This is a genomic window from Brevundimonas guildfordensis (genome assembly GCF_014836405.1).
Classification (GTDB): Bacteria; Pseudomonadota; Alphaproteobacteria; order Caulobacterales; family Caulobacteraceae; genus Brevundimonas; species Brevundimonas guildfordensis.
Genome location: NZ_JACSQU010000001.1, coordinates 888685 through 907574 on the forward strand (window position 1 = coordinate 888685; position 18890 = coordinate 907574).

17 protein-coding genes are annotated in these 18890 nt (G+C 67.2%); 9 read left to right on the forward strand and 8 right to left on the reverse strand.

Annotated features, from left to right (window positions below; translation table 11 throughout):
* Positions 1 to 6: 6 nt before the first annotated feature.
* Both H9656_RS04295 and H9656_RS04300 read left to right on the forward strand, forming a co-directional pair.
* Positions 7 to 2241, forward strand: coding sequence for an RNA degradosome polyphosphate kinase (locus tag H9656_RS04295; protein WP_191743003.1), 2235 nt, complete (start codon positions 7 to 9; stop codon positions 2239 to 2241).
* A complete protein-coding gene (locus tag H9656_RS04300; RefSeq protein ID WP_191743004.1) occupies positions 2238 to 3728 on the forward strand; it encodes a Ppx/GppA phosphatase family protein in 1491 nt (496 codons plus the stop codon). The genes H9656_RS04295 and H9656_RS04300 overlap by 4 nt, the downstream gene beginning before the upstream one ends.
* A gap of 26 nt (positions 3729 to 3754) precedes the next feature.
* Here H9656_RS04300 and rnd read toward each other — a convergent pair whose 3' ends face one another.
* Positions 3755 to 4909 (reverse strand): ribonuclease D, encoded by a 1155-nt coding sequence (gene rnd / locus H9656_RS04305; protein ID WP_191743005.1) that lies wholly within the window; start codon positions 4907 to 4909, stop codon positions 3755 to 3757.
* Between the two features lie 81 nt (positions 4910 to 4990).
* On the opposite strand from rnd, the gene purM reads away from it, so the two are divergent.
* The gene (purM, locus tag H9656_RS04310; RefSeq protein ID WP_191743006.1) at positions 4991 to 6028 is read left to right on the forward strand and encodes a phosphoribosylformylglycinamidine cyclo-ligase; all 1038 of its coding nucleotides are present in this window, start codon (positions 4991 to 4993) and stop codon (positions 6026 to 6028) included.
* 78 nt (positions 6029 to 6106) lie between these two features.
* Here purM and H9656_RS04315 read toward each other — a convergent pair whose 3' ends face one another.
* Positions 6107 to 7699, reverse strand: coding sequence for a S10 family peptidase (locus H9656_RS04315; protein ID WP_191743007.1), 1593 nt, complete (start codon positions 7697 to 7699; stop codon positions 6107 to 6109).
* Positions 7700 to 7904: 205 nt separating this feature from the next.
* Here H9656_RS04315 and purN point away from each other — a divergent pair, with 205 nt between their 5' ends.
* Together purN and H9656_RS04325 are read left to right on the forward strand one after the other, a co-directional pair.
* A complete protein-coding gene (gene purN, locus H9656_RS04320) occupies positions 7905 to 8495 on the forward strand; it encodes a phosphoribosylglycinamide formyltransferase (protein ID WP_191743008.1) in 591 nt (196 codons plus the stop codon).
* Between the two features lie 110 nt (positions 8496 to 8605).
* Positions 8606 to 10657, forward strand: a complete 2052-nt coding sequence (locus tag H9656_RS04325; RefSeq protein ID WP_191743009.1) for a M13 family metallopeptidase — start codon at positions 8606 to 8608, stop codon at positions 10655 to 10657.
* 97 nt (positions 10658 to 10754) lie between these two features.
* Here the strand turns inward: H9656_RS04325 and H9656_RS04330 are convergent, their stop codons facing one another.
* Both H9656_RS04330 and ndk read right to left on the reverse strand, forming a co-directional pair.
* Positions 10755 to 10967: a hypothetical protein gene (locus H9656_RS04330; RefSeq protein WP_134580477.1), complete on the reverse strand. Its 213-nt coding sequence runs from the start codon at positions 10965 to 10967 to the stop codon at positions 10755 to 10757.
* 184 nt (positions 10968 to 11151) lie between these two features.
* A complete protein-coding gene (gene ndk / locus H9656_RS04335; RefSeq protein WP_191743010.1) occupies positions 11152 to 11571 on the reverse strand; it encodes a nucleoside-diphosphate kinase in 420 nt (139 codons plus the stop codon).
* A 103-nt stretch (positions 11572 to 11674) separates the two neighbouring features.
* Here ndk and H9656_RS04340 point away from each other — a divergent pair, with 103 nt between their 5' ends.
* Both H9656_RS04340 and H9656_RS04345 read left to right on the forward strand, forming a co-directional pair.
* The gene (locus H9656_RS04340; RefSeq protein ID WP_191743011.1) at positions 11675 to 13561 is read left to right on the forward strand and encodes an ABC-F family ATP-binding cassette domain-containing protein; all 1887 of its coding nucleotides are present in this window, start codon (positions 11675 to 11677) and stop codon (positions 13559 to 13561) included.
* Complete coding sequence (locus H9656_RS04345; protein ID WP_191743012.1) at positions 13561 to 13803, forward strand: DUF2164 family protein; 243 nt, start codon at positions 13561 to 13563, stop codon at positions 13801 to 13803. The genes H9656_RS04340 and H9656_RS04345 overlap by 1 nt, the downstream gene beginning before the upstream one ends.
* Positions 13804 to 13854: 51 nt before the next feature.
* Here the strand turns inward: H9656_RS04345 and H9656_RS04350 are convergent, their stop codons facing one another.
* The 4 genes from H9656_RS04350 to H9656_RS04365 are packed head-to-tail and all read right to left on the reverse strand — an operon-like array spanning position 13855 to position 16468.
* A complete protein-coding gene (locus tag H9656_RS04350; RefSeq protein WP_191743013.1) occupies positions 13855 to 14160 on the reverse strand; it encodes a hemolysin in 306 nt (101 codons plus the stop codon).
* A gap of 16 nt (positions 14161 to 14176) precedes the next feature.
* Complete coding sequence (locus H9656_RS14080; RefSeq protein ID WP_225212218.1) at positions 14177 to 14509, reverse strand: hypothetical protein; 333 nt, start codon at positions 14507 to 14509, stop codon at positions 14177 to 14179.
* Complete coding sequence (locus H9656_RS04360; protein ID WP_191743014.1) at positions 14506 to 14967, reverse strand: DNA polymerase III subunit chi; 462 nt, start codon at positions 14965 to 14967, stop codon at positions 14506 to 14508. Before H9656_RS04360 ends, H9656_RS14080 begins: the two co-directional genes overlap by 4 nt.
* Positions 14968 to 14992: 25 nt before the next feature.
* Positions 14993 to 16468, reverse strand: coding sequence for a leucyl aminopeptidase (locus H9656_RS04365; protein WP_191743015.1), 1476 nt, complete (start codon positions 16466 to 16468; stop codon positions 14993 to 14995).
* Between the two features lie 158 nt (positions 16469 to 16626).
* On the opposite strand from H9656_RS04365, the gene H9656_RS04370 reads away from it, so the two are divergent.
* On the forward strand, positions 16627 to 17760 hold the full coding sequence (locus tag H9656_RS04370; RefSeq protein ID WP_191743016.1) for an LptF/LptG family permease: 1134 nt from the start codon (positions 16627 to 16629) through the stop codon (positions 17758 to 17760).
* Positions 17757 to 18860: an LPS export ABC transporter permease LptG gene (gene lptG, locus H9656_RS04375; protein WP_191743017.1), complete on the forward strand. Its 1104-nt coding sequence runs from the start codon at positions 17757 to 17759 to the stop codon at positions 18858 to 18860. Before H9656_RS04370 ends, lptG begins: the two co-directional genes overlap by 4 nt.
* The last annotated feature ends 30 nt before the right edge of the window (positions 18861 to 18890 follow it).

Consider the following 18890-nt stretch of genomic DNA (forward strand, 5'->3'; position numbering starts at 1 on the left):
GGAATCATGACCGATATCGCGCCCATCGCCGTCGACACCACCGGTGAGGAAGTCCCCTCCTCGCGCGCGCCGCAACTCAAGCTGTCCGAGGCGCTGATGGCCTCGCCCGAGCGGTTCATCAACCGCGAGCTGTCGTGGCTGGCCTTCAACGGCCGGGTGCTGGAGGAAGCCGCCAACGAGGGCCATCCCCTGCTGGAGCGCGTGCGCTTCCTGTCCATCTCGGCCAACAACCTGGACGAGTTCTTCATGACCCGCGTCGCCGGCCTGAAGGGGCAGGTGCGCGAGCGCATCCGCGTCGTCTCCCCTGACGGCCTGACGCCGGCCGAGCAGTTGGAACAGGTCAATGCGGCGGCGGGCGGCCTGATGGCCGAGCAGCAGCGTCAGTGGCGCGTCCTGCGCAAGGAAATGGCCGCCGCCGGCATCGAGATCGTCGAGCGCGCCCGCATCACCAAGACCGAGCGCGAGCGGCTGGAACCGGAGTTCCTGAACCAGCTCTTCGCCGTGCTGACGCCGATGGCCATCGACCCGGCGCATCCCTTCCCCTTCCTGCCGAACCTGGGCTTCTCGCTGGCGCTGAAGCTGCGCCGCAACAGCGACAACCGCGTGCTGTACGCCTTGGTGCCGGTGCCGACCCAGGTGCGGCGCTTCTGGGCGCTGGCGACGGACGGGCGTTCGACGCCGGGGCGTACGCGCTACGTCTCGCTGGAAAACCTGCTGCTGCTGTTCATCGACCACATGTTTCCGGGCTGCGAGATCCTGGAGAAGGGCCTGTTCCGCCTGATCCGCGACTCCGACATCGAGATCGAGGAAGAAGCCGAAGACCTGGTCATGGAGTTCGAGGAGGCGCTGAAGCAGCGCCGCATGGGCTCGGTCGTCCGCATCAAGATTCAGGCGGACATGCCCGACGACCTGCGCGACTTCATCATCGCCCAGTTGCACGCCCAGCCGCAGGACGTGGTGCTGGTCGACGGGATGCTCGGCCTGGCCCAGCTTTCCGAACTGATCCCTGGCGGCCACCCGGACCTGAAGTTCAAGGGCTATGAGCCGCGCTACCCCGAGCGGGTACGCGACAACGGCGGCGACATCTTCGCGGCGGTGCGCGAAAAGGACATGCTGATCCACCACCCGTTCGAGAGCTTCGACGTGGTGGTCCAGTTCCTGCGTCAGGCGGCGCGCGACCCGCACGTCATCGCCATCAAGCAGACCCTGTATCGCACCTCCAAGGACAGCCCCATCGTCGCCGCCCTGATCGAGGCGGCCGAGAACGGCAAGAACGTCACCGCCCTGGTCGAGCTGAAGGCCCGCTTCGACGAGGAAGCCAACCTGCGCTGGGCGCGCCAGATGGAGCGGGCCGGCGTCCACGTCGTCTTCGGCTTCGTCGAGTACAAGACCCACGCCAAGATGAGCGTCGTCGTGCGGCGCGAGGGCGACAGCCTTCGCGCCTACTGCCACTTCGGCACCGGCAACTATCACCCGGTCACGGCCAAGATTTACACCGATCTCAGCCTGTTCACCTGCGATCCGGCCTTGGGCCGCGATGCCACGCGGGTGTTCAACTACATCACCGGCTATGCCGCGCCGGACGAGCTGGAAGCCCTGGTCGTCTCGCCGCTGAACATGAAAACCAGTCTGATCGAGATGATCGGCAAGGAGATGTCGGCCGCCGCCAAGGGCAAGCCCGCCGCCATCTGGGCCAAGATGAACGCTTTGGTCGATCCAGAGATCATCGACGCCCTGTATCGCGCCAGCCAATGGGGCGTGCGCATCGAACTGGTCATCCGCGGCATCTGCTGTCTGCGCCCCGGCGTGACGGGCCTGTCGGAGAATATCCGGGTCAAGTCGATCGTCGGCCGCTTCCTGGAGCACAGCCGCATCGTCGCCTTCGCCAACGGCCACGACCTGCCCAGCAACCGGGCGCGGGTCTACATCTCCTCGGCCGACTGGATGCCGCGCAACCTGGATCGCCGCGTCGAGGTGATGACGCCGATCCTGAACGCCACCGTCCACGACCAGGTGCTGGACCAGATCATGGTCGCCAATCTGAAGGACGACGCCCAGAGCTGGGTTCTGGCCTCCGACGGCTCCTACCGACGGGTGATCCCCAGCGGGTCCGAACGCCCCTTCTCGGCGCACAAATACTTCATGACCAACCCCAGCCTGTCCGGACGCGGCCGCAAGGTGAAGACCTTGCCCGGCGCCTTGTCTTATCCAGGTCTGAAGGTGCGGAAGAACCGCTCATGAGCCCTGAACGCGAATACGAGTCGAGACAGATCGCCGTCATCGACATCGGCTCCAACTCGGTGCGCCTGGTGTTGTACCGGCTGGAAGGCCGGGCGGTCTGGACCATGTTCAACGAAAAGGTGCTGGCCGGTCTGGGCCGCGACCTGGCGGCCACAGGGCGTCTGTCCGAACCGGGCGCCGTCATGGCCATGACGGCGCTGCGCCGCTTCGCCGCCGTGATCGAGGGCGTCCAGCCGGATCAGGTCCTGGTCGCCGCCACCGCCGCCGTGCGGCAGGCCGATGACGGCCCAGAGTTCTGCGAGCGCGTGGCCGCCGAGACGGGCTTGCGCATCCGCGTGCTCAGCGGCGAGGAAGAGGCGAAGTACTCGGCGCTGGGCGTTCTGGCGGGCGATCCCGGCGCGCGCGGCGTGGCCGCCGACATGGGCGGCGCCAGTCTGGAGCTGACGCGGATCGGGGATGGTCCGCGCGGCAAGGGCGTGACCCTGCCGCTAGGTCCTTTCGCCCTGCTGGACGCCAGGGGTTTCGACGCCGACCGCCTGCGCGCCCGCATCGCCAAACGGCTGGAGCCGATCGAAGACGACTACGCCACCCCGACGCTCTACGCCGTCGGCGGCGCCTGGCGCAGCCTGGCCCAGATGCACATGGCCATGGTCGATCACCCGATCCGCATCGTCCACCAGTACGCCATGAGCGCCGCCGACGCCCGCGACATGGCCCGTCTGGTCGCGCGCCAGTCCCGCGTCTCGCTGGAGAAACTGCCCGGCCTGTCCAAGCGCCGCGCCGAGACCCTTCCCTACGCCGCCCTGGTGCTGGAGGGGCTGATCGACCGGCTGGGGCTGACCTCGGTCAGCTTCTCGGCCTGGGGCGTTCGCGAGGGGCTGCTGTATCACGGCATGGAGCCCGCCATGCGCGCGGTCGATCCCCTGCTGGCCGGGTGTTCGGCATGGGGCGGCCGTCAGGGCGTGGACCCCGCCCTGCCCCGCGCTCTGGACGGCTGGCTGCAGTCCGTGGTTTCGGCCCTGCCCGAAGTGTTCGGCGAGGAGCGTGACGCCCTGCTGACCTCCTCGGTGTGCCGTTTGGCGGATCTGGGCGCGCGCCTCCACCCCGACCACCGCGTCAGCCTGGTGTTCGATCAGGTTCTATGGTCGCCCATTCCGGGCCAATCTCACGCCGAGCGCGCCTTCATGGCCGTGGCGATGAACGCCCGCTATGGCGGCGAGGCGCGCACGCCCGCGCCGGAAACGGTCGACCGTCTGTTGTCCGACAAGGGCCAGAAACGCGCCCGCGCCCTGGGATTGGCCATGCGACTGGCCTGCGACCTGTCGGGCCGCTCGCCGCAGCTGCTGGCCAACGCCACAGCCACGGTCGAGAAAGGCGCCCTGCGCGTCACCGCCGCCAGCGGCTACGCCGACATGCTGCTGGGCGAACAGACGAAGCGGCGAGCAAAAGCCCTGGCCGAATCGATGGACCTGACGCTGAAGATCTAAAACCCTCTCCCGCCGGGAGAGGGCGATCAGCCCTCGATCTCGACCACTTCGACGCGGGCGCCGTTCAGCACCAGGGCGATCTCGCCCTTCTTCAGCTTCAGCGCGTCTTCGCCGAACAGTTCGCGGCGCCAGCCTTTCATGGCCTCGACGTCGGCCTTGTCGTTCAGGGCGATCTTTTCGAGGTCCGCGACGGTGGCGATCAGCTTGGCGGCTACGCCCGCATTGTCGCTCTTGGCCTTCAGCAGCACCTTCAGCAGCTCCACCACCGAGGGCGGCGCGGGCTGGTTGTTGGCCGGGCGCTCCAGCTTGGGCGCATGGGCTTCCGGGTCGGCCAACACGCGCTTCAGCTCGGCCGCCAGCTCCAGCCCCAGACGCGAGCCGCCGAAGCCCTTGGGCACCGAACGCAGACGATTGAAGGCGTCCGGGTCGGTCGGCGTCTGGACGGCGATCTCGTCGATGGCTTCATCCTTCAGGATGCGGCCGCGCGGCTGGTCGCGCTCCTGCGCCGCGCGCTCGCGCCAGACGGCCGTGGCGACGAAACCGGCCAGGTATTTGGCGTTGAACTTCTTGGGCTTCAGCCGCTTCCAGGCGTTCTCGGGCGAGGTGTCGTACAGCGCCGGGTCCGTGACCGCGCCCATTTCCGACATGACCCAGTCCAGACGGCCTTCCTTCTGCAGCCGGTCGCGCAGTTTGGGATACAGCGCCGACAGGTGCGTCACGTCGCCCAGCGCATAGGTCAGCTGCGCCTCGGACAGCGGGCGGCGCGCCCAGTCGGTGAAGCGGCTGCCCTTGTCCAGCTCCTGACGCAGCATCTGGCGGACCAGGGCCTCATAGCTGACCTGATCGCCAAACCCGGCGGCCATGGCGGCGACCTGGGTATCGAACAGCGGGCGCGGCATGGCGCCCAGCTTGTTGAAGATCTCCACGTCCTGTCGGGCGGCGTGGAAGACCTTCAGAATCGATTCGTCCCGCAGGATGTCGAGGAAGGGTTCCAGATCCAGCCCCTCGGCCATCGGGTCGATGATGGCGGCGTCGGACGGCGAAACCGCCGCCTGAATCAGGCACAGCTTGGGCCAGTAGGTGGTTTCCCGCATGAATTCCGTATCGACGGTGATGTACGGGGCCTTGGCCAGACGATCGCAGAAGGCGATCAGCGCGTCATTGGTGGTGATTAGCGTCATTCCGATGCTATAGCCCCGCGCGACGCCGTCGTGGCAAGAGCGCCGCGACATATTTTCGCCCCCGATTTCGAGCCGTGACCGATGAGCGACACCCCTGAGGCCCAAAAAAGCGGTCTGACCTACGCCGACGCAGGCGTGGATATCGACGCCGGCGAACAGCTGGTCGACGCCATCAAGCCGCTGGCCAAGTCCACCCGCCGCCCCGGCGCGGAGGCCTCTCTGGGCGGTTTCGGCGCCCTGTTCGATCTGAAGGCCGCCGGCTTTGAAGACCCGCTGATCGTCACCACCACCGACGGCGTCGGCACCAAGCTGAAGATCGCCATCGAGACCGGCCGTCACGACGGCGTGGGCGTCGATCTGGTCGCCATGTGCGTCAACGACCTGCTGGCGCAGGGCGCCGAGCCGCTGATGTTCCTGGACTACTACGCGACGGGCAAGCTGGACGTGGACGCCGCGCGCCGCGTCGTTGCGGGCATCGCCGAGGGCTGCCGCCAGTCGGGCAGCGCCCTGGTCGGCGGCGAAACGGCCGAAATGCCGGGCATGTATTCGGGCGGCGACTACGACCTTGCCGGTTTCTCGGTCGGCGCGGTCGAGCGCGGCAAGGTCCTGCCCTACCTGGACCAGCAGAAGCCCGGCGACGTCATCATCGGCCTAGCCTCCTCGGGTCCGCACTCGAACGGCTATTCCCTGATCCGCAAGGTGGTCGAGAAGTCCGGCCTGGCCTGGGGCGATGACGCCCCCTTCGCCAAGGACCAGTCGCTGGCCCAGGCGCTGATGGAGCCGACCCGCATCTATGTGAAGCCGGTCCTGCCGCTCATGAAGGCCGGTCTGGTCAAGGGCGCGGCCCACATCACGGGCGGCGGTTTGATCGAGAACCCGCCGCGCTGCATCGCTGAGGGCCTTGAGGCCAGCTTCGACTGGGATGCGTGGCCCATGCCCGACGTCTTCCAATGGCTAGCCGAAACCGGCGGGATTTCGGACCACGAGATGCGCCGCACCTTTAACTGCGGCGTCGGCTTCATCCTGATCGTCGCCCCCGAGAACGTCGAGCCGGTGCTGGCCGCCCTGCTGAACGCGGGCGAGACGGCCTTCGTCTGCGGGCAGCTTCAGACGGCGTAAGGCGATAGCCGCTTCGGACAAGACAAAGGCCCCGGTCAATGCGACCGGGGCCTTCTTCATTTCAGACTGTCGCCTGGATCAGCGAACGCCGCCGTTGACCGTCTCGTCGTAGAATTTGGCCATGTCGGTGTAGAGCTGCTCAAGCGCCGGGCGGGCCGTGTACATCATGTGGCCGCCTTCATAGTAGGTAAACTCCAGGTTCCCGCGCAGGTGCGGCTCCAGCATCATCTGGGCCAGGTCGTACTCGGTGCTGAAGAAGGGCGTGGCGGCGTCGTAATAGCCGTTCAGAGCCAGCACCTTCATGTGCGGATTGCGGCGGATGGCGGTGGCCAGATCCACGGCAGTGTTCGGCGTCGTCTGCGGACCGCCGACCGGCGGACGGTGGCTCCAGTCCCAGTCGAAGCCCGGCAGGCCGCGCGCCGACTGGCGATAGTCCATGTCCGTGCGATAGTTCAGCGTCGTGGCCACATAGTCGCGGAAGATGCTGAAATAGGCGCCGGTGATCGCGCTGCTCGACGGGTCTTCTTCCGGCGAGGCCCCCACGGCGCTGGCGTCGATGCCCAAGTAACGCGTGTCCAGACGTCCGACGGTCTGGCGACGGTCGCGCAGCAGCTCCTTGCGGAACGGGCTCAGCTCGAGGCGCAGATTGGCCTGATCCAGAACGTCCGGCGAAATGCCGATCAGGGCGCTCATCTGCTGGGCGATCTGGGCGCGCTCTGCGTCCGAGATCAGGTGCCCCTTCGACAGGGCCGCCGAATACGGACCGATGGCGAACTCGCGAGCCCGCTGCACGTGCTCTTCCAGGCTTGGCTTGTTCGGGATCTTGTTGTGGTACCAGGCCGTCGCCGCATAGGTCGGCAGCAGGGTGACGAAGTTCTGCGGATAGCCCGGCTGGCGCACGCCGTAGTTCATGATCGACGACAGCAGGACCACGCCGTTCAACGACATGCCGCGGCTTTCCAGCTGATGCACCAGGGCGCCGGCGCGCAGGGTGCCGTAGCTTTCGCCCAGTACGTATTTCGGGCTGGACCAGCGGTCGAACTTGGTCGTGTAGCGCATGATGGCGCGGGCGAAGGTGTCCGCGTCCTGATCCACGCCCCAGAAGGCCGAACCCGGCGTCTCGCCCAGCGGACGCGAATAGCCGGCGCCGACCATGTCGATGAAGACCAGGTCCGTCTTGTCCAGCAGGGTCATGTCGTTGGGCGCCAGGTTGAACGGCCCCGGACGCTCGACCACCGGGGCGTCGGTCTGGACCCGCATCGGGCCGAAGGCGCCCATGTGCAGCCACACCGTCGGCGAACCCGGCCCGCCGTTGAACATATAGGTGATCGGACGACGGCCGACCGGCTGGCCGTCCAGCGTATAGGCCACATAAAACAGGCTGGCCGTCGGCATGCCCGCGTCGTTGCGGACCGTCAGCGTGCCCGCCGTCGCCTTGTAGCGCAGCGTGCGGCCGTGGGCGTTGACCGAGTGGCTGGTGGTGACTGCCGCTTCATCGGCGATCGCGCGGGCCCAGTTCTTCTCGATCTGATCGGCGGTGACGTTGCGCAGGCGATCGGAGGCCGACCGGATGGGGCCCGAACCGCCGCTGGACGCGGCTTCCTGAGCCATGGAAACGGCTGGCGCGGCCAACAGGGCCGCCGCGCAGGCGGCGGTCAACAAACGACGCATATAGATTACTCCCCCTAGGATGCCGGTCTCCCCCGGCGGATGAACGCTAGCGCCGCCGTTTCCGAAGAAGCAACGGAGTTTGCGTCAGTTCAGCGACAATGGTTCGGCGGCGCTGCGCCCTCCCCCTTCGCCACGCCCGCCCTCTTGCTAAGTCGCCTTCAGGGCCGCATGGCAGTCGCGCCTTCTTGCACGCGTGAGCCCGCCTATGTCCGTCGCCAAAACCCGCGTCGCCGTCCTGATCTCAGGGACCGGTTCGAACATGGTCAGCCTCATTGAGGCGGGACAGGCGCCCGACGCGCCGTATGAAGTCGTGCTGGTCGTCTCGAACATCGCGGGCGCGGCTGGCCTGGAGAAGGCCCGGACGCTGGGCGTTGAGGCCGTCGCCCTCGAACATGCGCCCTTCGGCAAGGATCGCGAGGCGCACGAGCGCGCCGTGGACGCCCTGCTGCGCGAACATGGCGTCCAGGCCGTGGCCCTCGCCGGCTACATGCGCCTGCTGACGCCGTGGCTGGTGCGCCAGTGGGCGAGTCGGATGCTGAACATCCACCCGTCGCTGCTGCCGCTCTATCCCGGCCTCAACACCCACGCCCGCGCTATTGAAGCCGGCGACCGGGAGGCGGGCTGCACCGTCCACATCGTCACCGAAGGCGTCGATGAAGGCCCCGCCCTGGGGCAGGCCCGGGTGCCCATCCTGCCCGGAGACACGGCTGAAATTCTGTCCGAGCGCGTCAAGGCGGCGGAACATCAGCTTTACCCCCGAATTCTGATGGAATTTCTGCGCGCTCTCAAACCTTAACGATTTTTAATGCGACAGCCGGTCGCACGCGTGCGCAGGTTGCCGCAGGCACGAATGCGCCGGTCTGGTGGCGCAATCGCGCACGTCTGCACCACTGGGAAGACCCGAAGATGAAAACCCGCCTGATGGGCGCCGCCGCCATGGCCCTCGCCCTCGCCTTTACGGCCCAGCCGACACTCGCCCAACACGCCCACGCTTCTTCCGCCGCCGCTGCGCCCGAGATCAAGCCGTGGGGCTTCGACCTCGACGGCCGCGACCTGACGGTGAAGCCCGGCGATGACTTCAACGCCTACGCCAACGGCGCCTATCTGAAGAACCTCGAGATTCCGGCCGACAAGGCCCGCTTCGGCCCGTTCGACGTCCTGTATGAGAACTCGCAGGCCCAGCTGCGCGGCATCATCGAGGCCAGCGCCGCCAACCCGGCCAACGCCAACGCCCAGAAGGTCGGCGCCCTGTACGCCAGCTTCATGGACGAGGCCCGCGTCAACCAACTGGGCGCCCAGCCTCTGGCCGCCGACCTGGCCGCGATCCGCGCCGTTGCGAACCACAGCGACATGGCCCGCCTGATGGGCGCCGGCCACGAAGGCTTCGGCGGCTCCCTGTTCGGCGTGGCTGTGTTCGAGGACCTGCAGGACCCGAACATCAACTCGGCCTACATGGGCCAGGGCGCGCTCGGCCTTCCGGACCGCGACTACTACCTGAAGCCGGACTTCGCCCCCCAGCGTGAAGCCTATGTCGCCTATATCACCCGCGCTCTGACCGCCGCAGGCTGGGATAACCCGACGCAGGCCGCCGCCGACATCCTGGCCTTCGAGACCAAGGTCGCAGAGAAGCACTGGACCACGGTCGAGCGTCGGCAGATCGACAAGATCTACAACCCGACCCCTGCCGCACAACTGGCGACCTTCGCGCCGGGCTTCGATTGGGCCGCCTTCCTGCAGGCCTCCAAGATCGAGAGCGTGCCGACCCTGGTGCTGATGGAAAACACCGCCATCCCCGGCATCGCCCAGGTGTTCGCGGACACCCCGATCGAGACGCTGAAGGCCTGGCAGGCCTTCCAGACCGTCGATCAGGCCAGCCCCTATCTGTCCGACGCCTTCGTCGACTCGCGCTTCGAGTTCCGGGGCAAGACCCTGCGCGGCCAGCCCGAAAACCGACCGCGCTGGAACCGCGGCGTGGTCCTGGTCGATGGCCAGCTGGGCGAGGTTCTTGGCCAGGAATACGTCCGTCTGCACTTCCCCGCGTCGTCCAAGACGCAGATGGAGACGCTGGTCGCCAACCTCAGCGCCGCCATGACCGAGCGCCTGAAGGCTCTGGACTGGATGAGCGACGCCACGCGCGAGCAGGCCCTGCTGAAGATGTCCAAGTTCGGCGTGAAGATCGGCTACCCCGAGAAGTGGCGGGACTATGACGGGCTGGAGCTGACGGCCGACGACCTCTACGGCAACGTCGAGCGCGCCGCCGCCTTCGACTGGGCCTGGAACCGCGGCAAGATCGGCCAGCCGGTCGATCCGCTGGAATGGGGCATGACGCCCCAGACCGTGAACGCCTACTACAACCCGCCGCGCAACGAGATCGTCTTCCCGGCTGCGATCCTGCAGGCCCCCTTCTTCGATCCGAACGCTGATCCGGCGATCAACTACGGCGGCATCGGCGCCGTGATCGGCCACGAGATCACCCACGGCTTCGACGACCAAGGCCGCAAGACCGACGCCAATGGCGTGCTGCGCGACTGGTGGACCCCGGAGGACGCGGCCCGCTTCGAGGAGCGCGCCAAGACCCTGGGCGCCATCTACGCCGCCCAGGAGCCGGTGCCGGGCACGCCTATCAACGGCGACCTGACCATGGGCGAGAACATCGCCGACCTCGGCGGCCTGTTGATGGCGCTGGACGCCTACAAGCGCAGCCTGAACGGCCAACCAGCGCCTGTGATCGACGGCCTGACCGGCGAACAGCGCGTCTTCCTGGGCTGGGCCCAGGTATGGCGCGAGAAGTCGCGTGACGAAGCTCTGAAAGAGCAGCTGACCACCGACCCGCACTCGCCCGGCATGGCGCGCGCCGCCACCCCGCCGCGCAACATCGACGCCTGGTACGCCGCCTTCGGCGTCACCCCGGATCAGGCGGAATACATCGCCCCCGAGAAGCGCGCCCGCATCTGGTAAGCGGCGCGTCCGGCGACGGACAAATGGAAAGGGCGTCGGCCACAAGGCCGACGCCCTTTTTCTGTTTTTTCTCGCCCGTATCGGGGCGAGGAAAGCCTTACTCGTTCGGCTTCTTCGGCGTGGTGGCCGCGCCGGCGACCGCGCCGATGACGCCCCCGGCGACCGTGGCGCCGGTATTGCCGCCAATCGCCTGACCGGCGACGGCGCCGCCCAGGGCGCCCGTGGCAGCGCGTTGTTCAGTAGTGGTGCCACAGGCGGCCAGCAGGGCCGTCAGGCCGATTACCGGGGCAAGTTTCAGCATCGTCTTCATGGCGGTCATCCTTGTTGTTTTTCGAGAGACAGCGTGACCATGAAAACGAAACGACCCGCCCCCGGTTCCGAGGGCGGGCCGAATTGTCACAAGCCGCGTCGGGTCGAAAAGGCGGAGCCTCTTGACCGCGGCTTACAAAGAGCTTCCCGAACGGTCGACGATCGCGGCCCCTCGGAAAAGCCCCTTAGCCGACGATGTCGGCGTCCGTGAAGAACTGCTCGATCTCGATCTTGGCGTTCTCTTGCGAGTCCGAGCCGTGGACCGAGTTCTCGCCGATCGACAGGGCGAACAGCTTGCGGATGGTGCCTTCAGCGGCGTCGTTCGGGTTGGTGGCGCCCATGACTTCGCGGTACTTGGCGACAGCGTTGTCGCCTTCCAGCACCTGCACGACGACCGGCTCGGCGATCATCTGCGAGACCAGTTCGCCGTAGAAGGGACGCTCAGCGTGCACTTCGTAGAACTTCTTGGCTTGGGCTTCGGTCAGCTTGACGCGGCGCTGGCCGACGATGCGCAGGCCGGCGCCTTCGATGACGGCGTTGATGGCGCCCGTCAGGTTGCGGCGCGTGGCGTCGGGCTTGATGATCGAGAACGTGCGTTCGGTCATGGGAGTGACTTCTTGTTTGGGTGTTTGAGGGTCGGCGGCTTATAGCGAGCGCCGCACATCTTTCCAATATCCCCGCTAGTAAGCCTTTTTCGTTCCGGATCCCATGCTGCAGATCAAAAACCTGACCTACAACGCTTGGGGCCGAGAGTTCCTGGACGACGCCTCCGTCAGCCTGCCGCCGGGCTCCAAGGTCGGGCTGGTCGGCCGCAACGGCATCGGCAAGTCGACCCTGTTCAAGCTGATCCTGGGCGAGCTGGCCGCCAACGGCGACGAAATCTCCCTACCCAAGACCGCCCGCATCGGTTCGGTCGATCAGGAACACCCCGCCACCCCGGTCAGCGTGCTGGACACCATCCTTGAGGCCGACGTCGAGCGTCACGACCTGCTGACCCGGCTGGAGACCGCCGAGCCGGAGGAAATGGGCGAAATCTGGGGCCGGCTGATCGAGATCGACGCCGACAGCGCCCCGTCGCGCGCCTCTGAAATCCTGGTCGGCCTGGGCTTCAGCCAGGACGACATGCTCCGCCCGATGGCCGAGTTTTCGGGCGGCTGGCGGATGCGCGTCGCCCTGGCCGCCGCCCTGTTCGCCGAGCCGGACATGCTGCTGCTGGACGAACCGACCAACTACCTCGACCTGGAAGGCGCCCTGTGGCTGGAGCAGCGGCTGAAGCGCTATCCGCACACGGCCCTGATCATCAGCCACGACCGCGAACTGCTGAACGGCGTCTGCACCCACATCCTGCAGCTGTCGAACCGCAAGCTGGACCTTTACACCGGCAACTACGACACCTTCGAAAAAACGCGGGCCGAAAAGCTACGCCTGATGGAGGCCAACAAGTCCAAGCAGGACGCCGAACGCGCCCACCTGCAGAAGTTCATCGACCGCTTCAAGGCCAAGGCGTCCAAGGCCACCCAGGCCCAGTCGCGCGTCAAGCGGCTGGAGAAGATGCAGCGCATCGAACTGCCGCCCGAAGAGCGCGTCGCCCCCTTCACCCTGCCCTCGCCCGAACGCCCCCTGCCCCCGCCGCTGATCCGGCTGGAGAAGGCCAACGTCGGCTATGAGCCGGGCAAGCCGATCCTGAAGAACCTGAACCTGCGGATGGACCTGGACGACCGCATCGGCCTGCTGGGCGTCAACGGTGCGGGCAAGTCGACCTTCGCCAAGCTGATCGCCAAGGCCCTGACTATCGAGACGGGCGAGTTCCATCGCGACGGCAAGATGCGCGTGGGCTGGTTCCACCAGCACCAGATCGAGGCGATGGACCCGACCGATACGCCGCTGGAGATCATGCGCCGCGCCATGCCGGACGCCTCGGAGAGCAGCCGCCGCAGCCGTCTGGCCCAGTTCGGCCTGCCGTTCGAGAAGCAGGAAACCACCGTCGGCGCCCTGTCCGGCGGCGAGCGGGCGCGACTGCTGCTGAACCTGGTGGCGATGGACGCGCCGCACATCCTGATCCTGGACGAACCGACCAACCACCTGGACATCGACAGCCGCCGCGCCCTGCTGGACGCGCTGAACGAATATACCGGCGCGGTCATCCTGATCACCCACGACCGCTCGCTGATGGAACTGGTCGCCGACCGCCTGTGGCTGGCCGCCGACGGCTCGGTGAAGCCGTTCGACGGCGACATGGACGACTATCAGAAGTTCGTCCTCGACCGCGCCAAACAGGCGGGCATGAAGCCCAGCCAGGTCAAGCATGAGGAGGTCGCCGCCGAGGCGCCCGCCCCCGTCGCCGCGCCCAAGGCCGAGAAGAAGAAAGGCCCCTCGCCCTCGACACTGCGTCACGCCGTGAAGAAGGCCGAGGACCGGATGGCGCAACTGACCGCCGATCTGGCTCGTCTGGACGACGACCTGGCCAACGCCGCCGTCAGTGATCCGAAGAAGCTGGAAGGCCTGACCCGCTCTCGCGCCAAGACCCAGTCGGATCTGGATCAGGCCGAGGCCGACTGGATCGCCGCCGAGGAAGCCCTGGCCGAGGTGTCGTGATGAGCAAGGCGCCGCCCCTGCTGACCAAGGACGAGATGCAGGAGGCGGCCGCCCGCCTGCAGGCCTATCTGCGCGACGAGATGGAGGTCGAGGTCGGCCGCCTGCCCGCCGAGATGCTGGTCGAGTTCATCGGCCGGGACATCGGCCGCCTGTTCTACAACCGCGGCCTGCGCGACGCCGAAACCGTGGTGCGCCAGAAGGTCGAGGACGTCGCCGACGCCCTCTACGGCCTGGAGCGATAAGCGTGCTCCCATCCGGGCGCGACGCCAGGATGAGCGAACACACGACGAGCCTTAGCCGCAGCTGACTCGCGTCACGATCTCGGTCTTGTCGTCATAGGTGAAGTTCACGCGTTCGGCGCGATAGTCCATGGTGGCCGCGCAGCTGCTGCACAGGACGCGGAAGATGCGGCCGCGCGGCGCGTCCGCCGGGATGGTCGAGCGGTGTCGGCCCACATATTCTTGATAGTCGCTGGCCTTGCAGGCCACAGGCGTCGCTTCGCCGCCCGGCGAAGTCGTCGACCCGCCCCCGTGGGTCGGCGCACAGGCCGCCAACGCGAAAAAGCCTGCGGCGGCGCTCAGCGTTAGAAACGTCTTCATGGCGGCGTCCTTTCGATCAGCCGCAGCGCACCTGCTCGACCAGGCCCGTCTGCTGATTATAGAATATATTCAACCGGTAAGGAGAGTAATCTTCAGTAACCGGACAGGTAGTGCAGGCGACGCGCCGGTTCACCACATCTACTGGAACGGGGATTTCGCTGCGTGGTTTCCCGACCAGCCACTGAAACTCGCCAGCCTTGCAGATATCGGCGTCCGACTGGGGCATGCGCGTGCCGACCGGCTGGCTTTGCTGGGCTTGCGCGACCGCCTGAGGGGCCGTGGCCGGGCGGGCGGCGGGCGGCGGCGAGGCGCAGGCGGACAAAGCCAAGGCGCCCGTGAGCGCGATCAAGCCGCCTTTTCCCACCGCCCCTCGTCCGATTGTTTCCAATAGGCCAGGTCGGCGCCGTCCGCCTTCAGCGTCCGCCAGCGCCCGCGCGCATGGTTCAGCGCCTGCTCGTCCCGACCGTCGAAAATGATGAAGCAACGTGCGAACTCCTGCGTGGCCCCTAGGTCTGACTCATCGACAATGAACAGCGCCTGAGCGCCGTTCAGGTTCTCGCCCGATTCGGACAGAAGCACGGGCTGGCGCGCCGCGTGGTCTCCGTCGGCCCGCCCGTGAGGCAGGAAGCTGTCGTCGCGATAGGTCCACAACAGCTCGTCGATATCGTCGAGCCGATGCGAGGTCGCGCCCCGGATCAGGGCGCGCCAGCCCCGCTGCAGCGTGCGCTCCAGCAGGGTCGGCAGCACCTGTTCCAGCGTCGACCGCTCCAGGTGGTAGAACCAGATTTCCGGCTTGGCGTCAGACACCCGGCCCTACCCTCCCGAACTAGGATCAGCCTTCGTAGTGGTCGGCGACCATGCGGTCGAGCAGACGCACGCCATAGCCCACAGCGCCGTCCGGCACGGTCGGGTTCTTGGAGTCCTTCACCCAGGCCGTCGAGGCGATGTCGATGTGCGCCCACGGCACGCCGTTGGTGAAGCGTTGCAGGAACAGGGCGGCGGTGATCGAGCCGCCGGCGCGGCCGTTGCCCATGTTCTTCACATCGGCGATCGGGCTGTCGATGTGGCGGTCGTATTCGGCCGGGATCGGCATGCGCCACGACTTCTCGCCCACCTTCGGACCGGCGTCGGCGATGTTGGCGGCCAGTTCGTCGCTGTTGGTGAAGACGCCCGCATATTCCAGGCCCAGCGAGATGATGATGGCGCCCGTCAGGGTGGCCAGGTCGATCATGAACTTAGGCTTGAAACGCTCCTGCGTGTACCAGAGGGCGTCAGCCAGCACGAGGCGGCCTTCGGCGTCGGTGTTGAGCACTTCGATGGTCTGGCCCGACATGGAGGTGACCACGTCGCCCGGACGCTGGGCGGCGCCGTCCGGCATGTTCTCGACCAGGCCCAGCACGCCGACGGCGTTCACCTTGGCCTTACGTCCCGCCAGGGCGTGCATCAGGCCGGCCACGGCGGCGGCGCCGCCCATGTCCCACTTCATCTCTTCCATGCCGTCGGCGGGCTTCAGGCTGATGCCGCCGGTGTCGAAGCAGACGCCCTTGCCGACGAAGGCGATGGGGGCCTCGCCCTCGTTGCCGCCGTTCCACTGAATGACGGCCAGCTGGCTTTCCCGCACCGAGCCCATGCCGACGCCGAGCAGCGAGCCCATGCCCAGCTTCTCCATCTCGGCCTCGCCCAGGATTTCGACCTTGGCGCCCAGGGCCTCCAGCTCCTTCACGCGGCGTGCGAACTCGGCCGGGTACAGGATGTTGGCGGGCTCAGAGACCAGATCGCGGGAGAACAGCACGGCGTCGGCCACGGCCGACAACGGCTTGAAGGCGGCCTCAGCGGCGGCGACGTCGGAGGTCACGACGCGCACCGTCGTCACCGACGGGATCTTGTCGGCCTTCTGCTTGGTCAGATATTTGGCGAAGCGATAGGCGGCCAGGCGCACGGCGAAACCGGCGCGCGCGGCCAGTTCCGGCGACAGGTGCGACGCCTCGATGGTCAGGACTTCGGCGCCGGACATCTTGGCCGCATGATAGGCGGCGGCGGCCGCGGTTTCGATCGCCAGATCGTCCTGCTTGTCCGCGGCGCCCGCGCCAACCAGAAGCACGGCGTTGGCGTCGATTCCGGCGGGAGCCGCGACGTTAAGGCTGCTGTTGGCCGCGCCGTTGAAGCGGCTGTTCGTCATCGCCTTGGCCAGCGCGCCCGAAGCGGCCTGATCCAGCGCCGAACCGGCGCCTGCGAGGGCTCGTCCTTCATGCACCAACACGGCAAGAATCTCGGCGGCGCCGGCCGAAGCGACGAATTCGATTTTCATTAAACTGACTCCAGACCGGGAAATCCTGCCCCGATCACGCTTGAATTTGCCATGGTCGCGGCGACGGTTTCGTCGGGGCGGCCGGATGTGTATTACATGGCTCGCATCGTCCTGGGCTGCAACACGCTGGCAGCTGATTATCCGACCTTTCCGGCCTTATGACCCTGATCCAGAGGTATCTTTTCCGCCAGATCGGCCTGCCCATCGTGGCGGCGGTCGCGGCGCTGGCCGGCATCGGCCTGCTAAGCCAGAGCCTGGATCAGCTGGAAGTCATCGTCGAGCGCGGCCAGAGCGTGTGGGTCATGGTCAAGCTGACCCTGCTGGCCCTGCCGCAGCTGATCGCCGTCATCCTGCCCATCGGCCTGTTCGTCGGCGCCCTGATCGCCCTGACGCGGCTGCAGCGGGAGCAGGAGCTGACCGCCGCCTACGCCGCCGGGGTCAGCCGTTGGGCCCTGATCCGGCCCGCCCTGCAGATCGCCCTGATCGTCACCGTCATCGCTCTGCTGGTGAACGTCTTCGTCCAGCCCTGGGCCCAGCGCGAGGGCCGTAGGCAGGCCTTCGCCATCCGCACCGACCTGGCCGCCCTGCTGGTCGAGGAAGGCCGCTTCGTTCAGGGCCCGGACGGCCTGACCGTTTACGTCCAGCAGATCGAGCAGAACGGCTTGATGAAGAACCTCTTCGTCTATCTGGATAACGGCCAGACGGTCACGACCTGGGACGCCGAGACCGCCCGATTCGGCCGCGTCGACGGCCTGCCCGTGCTGACCATGCAGAACGGGTCGATGCAGCGCTATTCCTCGCGAGAGGTCCTTAACCAGCTGTCTTTCGACCAGCAGGTGTTCGACCTGTCGCCCTACGCCAAGACCACCGAACGCATCCGTTTCAAGCCGTCGGACCTGTGGCTGACCGACCTGTTCGACCCGACGCCCGCCCTGCTTGAAACGGCGGGAACGCGCGGCGAACTGGCGGCCGAGGGCCATTCGCGCCTCGCCTCGCCCTTCTACGCCTTGGCGGCCATGGCCTTTGCCCTGTCGGCCATTCTGGGCGGCGCCTTCAGCCGGACCGGCTACACCGGCCGCATCGCCAAGGCCGCCGGCGCCTTCCTGTTGCTGCGTGTCATCGGCTACGGCCTGGTCGCCGCCAGCGCCTGGAATGGCGGCTTGAACATCCTGCAATACGTCGTGCCGCTAGCCGCCACGGCCCTGGCCCTGCGCGTCCTGTTCCGCGCGCTCAAGCCGCGCCGTCGCCGCGCCTCGTCGCCGTTGGCCCGCGTGAAGGCGAAATTCGCATGAAGGTCCGTCTCGGTCGCATCGAGCGCTATGTGCTGCTCCAGCAGCTGAAGTCGCTGGGCGTCGCCTTCGCCGTCATCGCCGCCCTGGTCATGCTGATCGACTTCGTCGAGGTGTCGCGCGGGCTCAACTCCTCGGGCGAGTTGTCCAGCGCGCGGATTCTTGGCCTGGTGATGGTCAAGTCGCCATCGGTGATCGTGCAACTGCTGCCCTTCGTCTTCCTGTTCGGCACCCTGGGCGCCTTTGTCAGCCTGAACCGTCGCAGCGAACTGATCGCCATGCGAGCGGCCGGCGTCTCGGCCTGGCGCTTCGTCCTGCCCGCCGCCGGGGCCGCCGTGCTGATGGGCGTGCTGACGGTCACGGTGCTGGGCCCCATGGCCGCCGCCGGTGACGGCGTCTGGCAGCGCGAGCGCGGCCGCATCTCCGGCTCGATCCCTGGTGGAGAGTCGCAGGAAGCCGTCTGGCTGCGCGAGGGCGACGAGAACCGCCAGATGATCATTCGCGGCGGACGCCAGGAACAGGCCACGGGCCGCCTGCTTGACGCGACCTTCTTCATCTACACCACGACCTCGGGCGGCCACCGGGTCTTCACCGAGCGAGTCGATGCGGCCACGGCCACCCTGAACGCCGGGCGGTGGCGCCTGACCGACGCCTCCGGCGCGCGGACGGGTCAGCGGGCGGTGCGCTACGCAACCCTCGACCTGCCGTCGAACCTGGCCGACAAGGAAGCCTTCCAGCGCTTCGCCCGGCCGCAGTCGACGCCGTTCTGGTCCCTGCCCAATCAGATTCGCAGGATCGAGGACGCCGGTTTCGCCTCCACCGCCTATCGCCTGCGGTTGCAGCAGTTGCTCGCCACGCCGCTGGTCTTCGGCGCGATGTCGATCCTGGCGGCGGCCTTCTCCCTGCGCCTGATGCGCCTGGGCGATCTGGCGCGGATGACCGTCGCGGCCGTGGTGCTGGGCTTCGCCTTCTTCTTCCTGAACCAGTTCTCGTCGGCGATGGGCTCGGCCGAGGTGGTGCCGCCCGTGATCGCCGCCTGGCTGCCGCCGCTCTTGACGGCTCTCGCCGCCTTTACCTTGCTGATCTATACCGAAGACGGCTAATCGGGCCGTTTCCGCCCGCCGGTAATGAGT

What these genes read in the sequence shown, in the direction of transcription:
- H9656_RS04295 (WP_191743003.1), top strand. Translation starts at nt 7, where the DNA reads ATGACCGATATCGCGCCCATCGCCGTCGACACCACCGGTGAGGAAGTC.
- H9656_RS04300 (WP_191743004.1), top strand. Translation starts at nt 2,238, where the DNA reads ATGAGCCCTGAACGCGAATACGAGTCGAGACAGATCGCCGTCATCGAC.
- rnd (WP_191743005.1), bottom strand. Translation starts at nt 4,909, where the DNA reads ATGACGCTAATCACCACCAATGACGCGCTGATCGCCTTCTGCGATCGT.
- purM (WP_191743006.1), top strand. Translation starts at nt 4,991, where the DNA reads ATGAGCGACACCCCTGAGGCCCAAAAAAGCGGTCTGACCTACGCCGAC.
- H9656_RS04315 (WP_191743007.1), bottom strand. Translation starts at nt 7,699, where the DNA reads ATGCGTCGTTTGTTGACCGCCGCCTGCGCGGCGGCCCTGTTGGCCGCG.
- purN (WP_191743008.1), top strand. Translation starts at nt 7,905, where the DNA reads ATGTCCGTCGCCAAAACCCGCGTCGCCGTCCTGATCTCAGGGACCGGT.
- H9656_RS04325 (WP_191743009.1), top strand. Translation starts at nt 8,606, where the DNA reads ATGAAAACCCGCCTGATGGGCGCCGCCGCCATGGCCCTCGCCCTCGCC.
- H9656_RS04330 (WP_134580477.1), bottom strand. Translation starts at nt 10,967, where the DNA reads ATGAAGACGATGCTGAAACTTGCCCCGGTAATCGGCCTGACGGCCCTG.
- ndk (WP_191743010.1), bottom strand. Translation starts at nt 11,571, where the DNA reads ATGACCGAACGCACGTTCTCGATCATCAAGCCCGACGCCACGCGCCGC.
- H9656_RS04340 (WP_191743011.1), top strand. Translation starts at nt 11,675, where the DNA reads ATGCTGCAGATCAAAAACCTGACCTACAACGCTTGGGGCCGAGAGTTC.
- H9656_RS04345 (WP_191743012.1), top strand. Translation starts at nt 13,561, where the DNA reads ATGAGCAAGGCGCCGCCCCTGCTGACCAAGGACGAGATGCAGGAGGCG.
- H9656_RS04350 (WP_191743013.1), bottom strand. Translation starts at nt 14,160, where the DNA reads ATGAAGACGTTTCTAACGCTGAGCGCCGCCGCAGGCTTTTTCGCGTTG.
- H9656_RS04365 (WP_191743015.1), bottom strand. Translation starts at nt 16,468, where the DNA reads ATGAAAATCGAATTCGTCGCTTCGGCCGGCGCCGCCGAGATTCTTGCC.
- H9656_RS04370 (WP_191743016.1), top strand. Translation starts at nt 16,627, where the DNA reads ATGACCCTGATCCAGAGGTATCTTTTCCGCCAGATCGGCCTGCCCATC.
- lptG (WP_191743017.1), top strand. Translation starts at nt 17,757, where the DNA reads ATGAAGGTCCGTCTCGGTCGCATCGAGCGCTATGTGCTGCTCCAGCAG.